Source organism: Gilliamella sp. App2-1 (assembly GCF_001690255.1).
In the GTDB taxonomy this organism is placed as follows: domain Bacteria; phylum Pseudomonadota; class Gammaproteobacteria; order Enterobacterales; family Orbaceae; genus Gilliamella; species Gilliamella apicola_G.
Map to the genome: position 1 here is coordinate 213,163 of NZ_LZGR01000022.1, position 7,006 is coordinate 220,168.

At 35.8% G+C, this 7,006-nt stretch carries 8 protein-coding genes; 4 read left to right on the forward strand and 4 right to left on the reverse strand.

Features of this window, described 5'->3' with window-relative positions; translation table 11 throughout:
• Window positions 1-3 precede the first annotated feature (3 nt).
• The 4 genes from A9G22_RS03580 to A9G22_RS03595 are packed head-to-tail and all read left to right on the forward strand — an operon-like array spanning window position 4 to window position 2,815.
• Window positions 4-744, forward strand: coding sequence for an amino acid ABC transporter permease (locus A9G22_RS03580; protein WP_065587598.1), 741 nt, complete (start codon window positions 4-6; stop codon window positions 742-744).
• Window positions 741-1,499 carry an amino acid ABC transporter ATP-binding protein gene (locus A9G22_RS03585; protein ID WP_075508364.1) on the forward strand — a complete coding sequence of 253 codons (759 nt, stop codon included), beginning with the start codon at window positions 741-743 and terminating at the stop codon, window positions 1,497-1,499. Before A9G22_RS03580 ends, A9G22_RS03585 begins: the two co-directional genes overlap by 4 nt.
• Before the next feature lie 14 nt (window positions 1,500-1,513).
• The gene (locus A9G22_RS03590) at window positions 1,514-1,939 is read left to right on the forward strand and encodes a GNAT family N-acetyltransferase (protein ID WP_075508365.1); all 426 of its coding nucleotides are present in this window, start codon (window positions 1,514-1,516) and stop codon (window positions 1,937-1,939) included.
• A 54-nt stretch (window positions 1,940-1,993) separates the two neighbouring features.
• Entirely contained in the window at window positions 1,994-2,815 is an 822-nt protein-coding gene (locus A9G22_RS03595) for a transporter substrate-binding domain-containing protein (protein WP_075508366.1), read from the forward strand.
• A gap of 1,134 nt (window positions 2,816-3,949) precedes the next feature.
• Here A9G22_RS03595 and A9G22_RS03600 read toward each other — a convergent pair.
• The 4 genes from A9G22_RS03600 to A9G22_RS11350 form a co-directional block, all read right to left on the reverse strand.
• Window positions 3,950-4,294, reverse strand: coding sequence for a hypothetical protein (locus A9G22_RS03600; protein ID WP_075508367.1), 345 nt, complete (start codon window positions 4,292-4,294; stop codon window positions 3,950-3,952).
• A gap of 24 nt (window positions 4,295-4,318) precedes the next feature.
• A complete protein-coding gene (locus A9G22_RS03605) occupies window positions 4,319-5,266 on the reverse strand; it encodes a putative type VI secretion system effector (protein ID WP_075508368.1) in 948 nt (315 codons plus the stop codon).
• 19 nt (window positions 5,267-5,285) lie between these two features.
• The gene (locus A9G22_RS03610; RefSeq protein ID WP_075508369.1) at window positions 5,286-6,233 is read right to left on the reverse strand and encodes a putative type VI secretion system effector; all 948 of its coding nucleotides are present in this window, start codon (window positions 6,231-6,233) and stop codon (window positions 5,286-5,288) included.
• A 19-nt stretch (window positions 6,234-6,252) separates the two neighbouring features.
• On the reverse strand, window positions 6,253-7,006 hold a 754-nt coding region (locus tag A9G22_RS11350; protein ID WP_218058731.1), incomplete at its 5' end, for a putative type VI secretion system effector.

Consider the following 7,006-nt stretch of genomic DNA (forward strand, 5'->3'; position numbering starts at 1 on the left):
ATAATGCCAAATATATTAGATGTTGGATTGATTTTTACTCAAATCCCAATGTTACTTGGTTATTTGCCTGTAACTCTTTTTATTACTTTTTTCTCGATGTTACTTGGGGTAATGCTCGGTCTGATTATTGCTATCATCAAAATGAATAAAATACCGATATTATCACAAATAGCAGCGGTATTTGTCTCTTTTATAAGAGGAACGCCATTATTAGTACAGCTCTATTTAAGCTTTTATGGTATTCCTATCTTACTGCGTTATATCAATTATTTTTATGATACTCACTATAATATTAATGGCATATCCCCAATATTTTTTGTGTTAATTGCCTTTTCGTTTAACGAGGCAGCCTATAATTCAGAAACAATCCGCGCCGCATTACAGTCTGTGAATAAAGGTCAGATTGAAGCTGCGCAATCATTGGGCATGACCTATAGCCAATTGTTACGTAGAATTGTCATTCCTGAAGCTATTATTGTGGCCTTACCTAATTTAGGTAATGCGCTAATTGGTTTACTAAAAGGCACATCATTAGCGTTTGTCTGTTCGGTGACCGAAATGACCGGTCGAGGGAAAACTTTAGCTGGGCATAATTATCGTTATTTTGAAGTTTATATTTCATTGGCATTAATTTACTGGGCATTAACCATTATTATTGAACTGATTATGAAATATTTAGAAAAGCGTTTAACCATTTCTGACAGTGTTAACACTCCAAGTTATCGCCGAGGAAAATTATTATGATTAATGTGCAAAATTTAACATTATCTTTTCATCATAATCTGATATTGGATCACCTTAATTTTCACATTCATCCCCATGAAATTGTCGCGATTATTGGGGCATCCGGTGCCGGTAAATCAACGCTATTAAGGTGTTTAAATTTATTAGAAAAACCACAACAAGGTAAGATCCGTATTGATCATTTTGAATTTGATGTCAGTTGTAGAAAAAGGCATAAAATTGTCGCATTTCGTCAGCAAACAGCAATGGTGTTTCAACAATTCAATTTATTTCAACAAAAAAATGCGTTAGAGAATGTTATGGAAGGGCTAATGATTGTGAAAAAATACCCAAAGGATAAAGCCCAGCAGATAGCCTATGAAAAATTGGCTCAGGTTGGTCTTGCTGAGCGAATTTATCATTATCCAAAACAATTATCAGGTGGGCAACAGCAACGAGTTGCAATTGCCAGAGCATTAGCTATGGAACCGAAAGTGTTATTGCTTGATGAGCCCACCTCGGCACTTGATCCTGAACTAGTGGGTGAAGTATTAGCAACCATCAAAATAGCCGCTAAATCAGGTATTACTATGATGTTAGTTTCTCATGAAATGAGTTTTGTACATGACATTGCAACTCGGGTGTTATTTTTAGATAAAGGGCAAATCATTGAAGATAGTTCACCGCAGCAGGTGTTTTCAAATCCAACTCAACCAAGAACGAAAGATTTTTTAGCCAGATATTATTCTGCAGGGCATATAGATTATGAAATTTAATAAATGGAGTATGGATGAATATTATTATTCAGCAACATTGTGATGGGATTAATTGGCAAGAAGTTGCTGATTTACTCGCTTTTTATGGACTTAGTTCATTGGATGCTAAGACACAAGAGCAAGTGTTTCGTAATAGCTATGCTGTTGTATTTTTATTGGAACAAGATCGCATTGTAGGTGTTGGACGTGCATTATCTGATGGTGTTTGTCAGGCGGCTATATATAACATTGCATTGGCAAAACACCTACATGGACAACAGTATGGACGGCTGCTTGTTGATAAACTCGTTGAACAAGTAAAACAGTGCAATATCATTTTTTACACCCATCCACAAACTGTCAAGTTTTATAAAAAATTAGGCTTTGAAGTAATGAAAACGGGCATGGTACGTTATCAGGTTGATCATCTAACGGATATGAAAAACATGGGGTTTATTTAAAATATCGATAAAAAACAGTTCTAATTTGAGCTAAATTTACAGGGGAATAGTTTTATGAATTACAAAAAATGGTTAAGTATTTTAGCAGTAGGGTCTTTATTGTTAACTGGCTGTGATAACCAAAAGAAGGCCTCAGAGGCAAAAGGTAAAGAAACAATTATTATTGCAACATCGGGCGCGCCGAGCCCATTCACCACAGTAGATGAGAAAGGTGAGTTAATGGGGTATGATATTGATGTGGTAAAAGCTATATTTGCCACGCTACCACAATATGAAATTAGCTTCGAACTTACTGAGTTTCCATCGGTTTTAGCCGGGCTTGATGCGCAGCGTTATCAGGTGGGTGCTAATAATTATGCCATGAATGAAAAGCGCAAAGAAAAGTATTTTTATTCTGAGCCTATTTTTAAAAACCAATATGCCATTGCGGTGGCAAAAAACAATAACGATATTAAACAGTTTGCCGATCTAAATGGCAAATCAACCGAAGTGACACCAGGACTGAATTATGCTACCGCATTAGCGCTTTATAATGAACAGCATCCCAATAATCCTGTCAAAATTGTTTATAGTGAGGCCGACTTATTGTCCGTACTGCAACATGTTGAAACTGGGCAATATGATTTTCAATTAATCGATAAAGTAATGCTATCACAATTGATTAACGAACATAATCTTAATCTTAAAATAATAGAATTAAACAAAGAAGATGCTGATTGTATTGGTTCGCCATACAGTTACTTATTGATCAGTAAAGGAGCTAAAGGCGAACAGTTAACCAAAGATATCAATGAGGGTATCACAAAGATCATTAGCAATGGTGAATTATCGAAAATAAGTGATCACTATTTTCGTGCTGATTACTCACCTGAATAATCAATTTTCCTATTCTTTTGGATTGATAATCGATTCTTTTATGCTCATGGCAGATAAATATCGGTTATCATCTCATCAGGTCGAATATTTAAGCCAACATTGACATAATGAAAAATGGGGGCAAAGAGAGCCATTTGCACACCACCTTGTGGAAGCTAAGTTTCGAACAAGTAAATGATAGCTTGATTCTTTGTTTTGGAACCAATGTTTCTAGCCTTAACACAGCATAGGTGGCTGATTATTTTATTGATAATTCCATAAGGATTTTTGGAAATTGATTTATCAATTAATAAACTAAATTCAACGCGCTGTTTTTCTAAAGGTATGGTATTCGGATTTGTGTAGTGAATGCCATAACTTTGGTATTGTTAGCAATCTAAAAGATTGTTCTCTTGTCACCATTTAATTAGTTTATTGACAGTTTTCATTTTCTAATAAAGGTGAATCGTAATGCTCAATAACTGCTAATTGTGTAATAGGGGGATGGTACAATTTGTATTTTCATAATATATACCGGTAAAGAAATTTTAATTAAACTGAATACTATTGCTTTTTTACTTCTAGCGAAATCCTCAAAACCATTAAAATCTTAATTTAGTAAAATGATTTTATTTAATTTTTTCGTGTTATTTTCTGATACAAAATAAACCTATTTTCATCAAAAAAACTTCAGGAAACGTATTGATTTTATTATATTTTTTATTTCAAATTCTGCTGAGTCAAAAATAAGTAATCGCAATTAAATTAACCGACTCTAGGAATTAAATTTCGTTTTATTAATTCGGTGCCAAGTTGATAGAGATTTTGTCATCTTATAGGATAAATATTGAAATTAAACAAATGAAATTAATGCAGAAATAAAAAATCTGATCAGATACTATCTTACGAAGAAGAGCATAGTAATTATTATTGGGATAAAGTAAGCGATCATCATGGAATAATACGCTATGAGCACCTTTATCCATGTTGTAAATTCCGCCAAAACATAAAGGGACAAGTGGATAATTTGTTCACTAGGTTTAAGCATGGCGTACACTTCGTAATGGTCATTGTGCTTTTCGGCGACCACCTCGACCTGATCGCCATCGTTAAATTTATAAAAACCGAGCCAACCTTTTAACGTGATGGTGCCGTTTAATTTGGCGGTGATATTTGTGCGGAGAACAAATTACTACGGTCATTACCATTAGCATGCCCTAAACCGGCTAATGCGGCAATGCTATTACCATTTAAAGTAGCAAGTAGTGCGCCCTTTCTAAGTTGGTTGTTGTGTTTTTGTTTTTGCTCGTCACTTAAATAAGCACCATCCCCCAGCTGTGCATAGCAAAACAGACCTTTAAATTCGGATAGGGTGCCGGTTAATTTAACCAAATTTTTGGGCGGTAGGATTGGATCGGTAATACTAATACCGGTTTTTTTTAATAGCTGCTCTTTATCTTTATAGATAGGGTCGTTACCATCATATTTTGCGTAAGGCATAATAATATTCTCTAACGTATTATTTTATTTTTTTCTGTTTTTATTATTAACTCGTAAGGGTGTCTTGCCTTTTTTGCATAATACCTCTGGATCGTAATAAAAAAATCCCCAACCTGCACCGGGTTCAGGCGGCTTAATAAATTGATCCGTGATGCTATATTTAGTTGAATATTTACCTTGTCCAATTAATTTAACTATATATCGTTTACTGATTTTGACTAAATTGATATTGGTGACATTTTGCCAATCCAATACTGTAAAAATGCGCTCGGCAAGGGTAATGTATGTCACGATTGAATTTTTATAAACCATAAAAAAAGCTGCCCCTAATATTACCCCTAATGTACTAAAACCAATGGTCAGATTTTCCAACGAAAAATCGAGAAAAAAGTAGTTCATAAGTAGAGTGCAAACAATATAAAATATAAAAAAAGGTATATAAAAGTGCTTAAAGGCTTGTTTTCTTCCCCCTAGACATGGCGGAATGAGCGAGATAATTTGTTCACTGGGTTTGAGCATGGCGTACACTTCGTAATGGTCAGCGTGCTTTTCGGCGACCACCTCGACTTGATCGCCATCATTAAATTTATAAAAACCGATCCAACCTTTTAACGTGATGGTGTCATTTAATTTGGCGCTAATATATTGTGCTTGCACATAATTACTACGGTCATTACCATTGGCATGCCCTAAGCCGGCCAGCGCAGCAATGCTATTACCGTTTAAGGTGGCAAGTAGTGCGCCCTTTCTAAGTTGATTGTTGTGTTTTTGTTTTTGCTCGTCACTTAAATAAGCGCCATCAGCAAGGGGTGCATAGCAAAACAGACCTTTAAATTCGGATAAGATGCCGGTTAATTTAACCAAATTTTTGGGCGGTAGGATTGGTTCGGTAATACTAATACCGGTTTTTTTTAATAGCTGCTCTTTGTCGTTATAGATGGGGTCGTTACCATCATATTTTGCGTAAGGCATAATCGAATTCCTTATGAACTTATTTTCTTTTTTTATTTTTAACCCGTAAGGGTGGCTTGCCTTTTTTGCATAACACCTCAGGATCGTAATAAAAAAAGAACCAGGCTTCGCCAGATTTGGGCGGTCTAATATATTGATCAGTCTTATTATTATATTTTTCTACATATTTCCCTTGAGCAATTAATTTAGCTATATATTGCTTACTGATTTTGGCTAAATTAATGTTAGTAACTTCTTGCCAGCCCAATAGTGTAAAAATGCGCTCCGCCAGCGTGACATGCGTGGCAAGCGAATTTTTGTAAACCCTAAAAAAAGCTGCCCCTAATATTACCCCTAATGTACTAAAACCAATGGTCAAATTTTCCAACGAAAAATCGAAAAAAAAGTAGTTCATTAATAGCACGCAAATAACATAAAAGAAAAACATAGGCAAACGATAGTGTTTAAATGCTTGGTTACGCCCGGCAAAACATAAAGGGATCAGCGAGATAATTTGTTCACTGGGTTTGAGCATGGCGTACACTTCGTAATGGTCAGCGTGCTTTTCGGCTACCACTTCGACCTGATCGCCATCATTAAATTTATAAGAACCGAGCCAACCTTTTAACGTGATGGTGTCATTTAATTTGGCAGTAACATACTGGGCATCTATCTCATTACTGCGGTCATTGCCATTGGCATGGCCTAAGCCAGCCAGCGCAGCAATACTATTACCATTTAAAGTGGCAAGTAGTGCGCCCTTTCTAAGCTGATTTTGCTGTTTTTGTTTTTGCTCGTCACTTAAATAAGCGCCATCAGCAAGTGGCGCATAGCAAAACAGACCTTTAAATTCGGATAGGGTGCCGGTTAACTTAACCAAATTTTTGGGCGGTAGGATTGGATCGGTAATACTAATACCGGTTTTTTTTAATAGCTGCTCTTTATCTTTATAGATGGGATCTTTGCCATCATATTTTGCGTAAGGCATCATTGAATTCCTTATGAAATTATTTTGTTTTTTTATTTTTAACTCCTAAGGGAGACTTGCCTTTTTTGCATAATACTTCTGGGTCGTAGTAAAAAAAACTCCATCCTACTCCCGACATAGATGGTCTAATATATTGATCAGTCTTATTATTATACTTTTCTACATATTTCCCTTGAGCAATTAATTTAGCAATATATTGCTTACTTATTTTAACTAAATTGATATTTTTGACATCTTGCCAGCCCAACACGGTAAAAATGCGTTCCGCCAGCGTTACATGGGTGGCAAGCGAATTTTTGTAAACCATAAAAAAAGCTGCCCCTAACATTACCCCTAATGAACTAAAACCAATGGTCAGATTTTCTAAACTAAAATCGAAAAAAAAGTAGTTCATTAATAGTACACAAATAACATAAAAGATAAACATAGGTAAACGATAGTGTTTAAAGGCTTGGTTACGCCCGGCAAAACATAAAGGGACTAGTGAGATAATTTGTTCACTGGGTTTGAGCATGGCGTACACTTCGTAATGGTCAGCGTGCTTTTCGGCGACCACCTCGACCTGATCGCCATCATTAAATTTATAAGAACCGAGCCAACCTTTTAACGTGATGGTGTCATTTAATTTGGCGGTGATATATTGAGCATCAAAATCATTACTGCGGTCATTGCCATTGGCATGCCCTAAGCCGGCCAGCGCAGCAATGCTATTACCATTTAAAGTAGCAAGTAGTGCGCCCTTTCTAAGCTGGTTGTTGTGTTTTTGCTTTTGC

What these genes read in the sequence shown, in the direction of transcription:
- A9G22_RS03585 (WP_075508364.1), top strand. Translation starts at nt 741, where the DNA reads ATGATTAATGTGCAAAATTTAACATTATCTTTTCATCATAATCTGATA.
- A9G22_RS03595 (WP_075508366.1), top strand. Translation starts at nt 1,994, where the DNA reads ATGAATTACAAAAAATGGTTAAGTATTTTAGCAGTAGGGTCTTTATTG.
- A9G22_RS03600 (WP_075508367.1), bottom strand. Translation starts at nt 4,294, where the DNA reads ATGCCTTACGCAAAATATGATGGTAACGACCCTATCTATAAAGATAAA.
- A9G22_RS03590 (WP_075508365.1), top strand. Translation starts at nt 1,514, where the DNA reads ATGAATATTATTATTCAGCAACATTGTGATGGGATTAATTGGCAAGAA.
- A9G22_RS03610 (WP_075508369.1), bottom strand. Translation starts at nt 6,233, where the DNA reads ATGCCTTACGCAAAATATGATGGCAAAGATCCCATCTATAAAGATAAA.
- A9G22_RS03605 (WP_075508368.1), bottom strand. Translation starts at nt 5,266, where the DNA reads ATGCCTTACGCAAAATATGATGGTAACGACCCCATCTATAACGACAAA.
- A9G22_RS03580 (WP_065587598.1), top strand. Translation starts at nt 4, where the DNA reads ATGCCAAATATATTAGATGTTGGATTGATTTTTACTCAAATCCCAATG.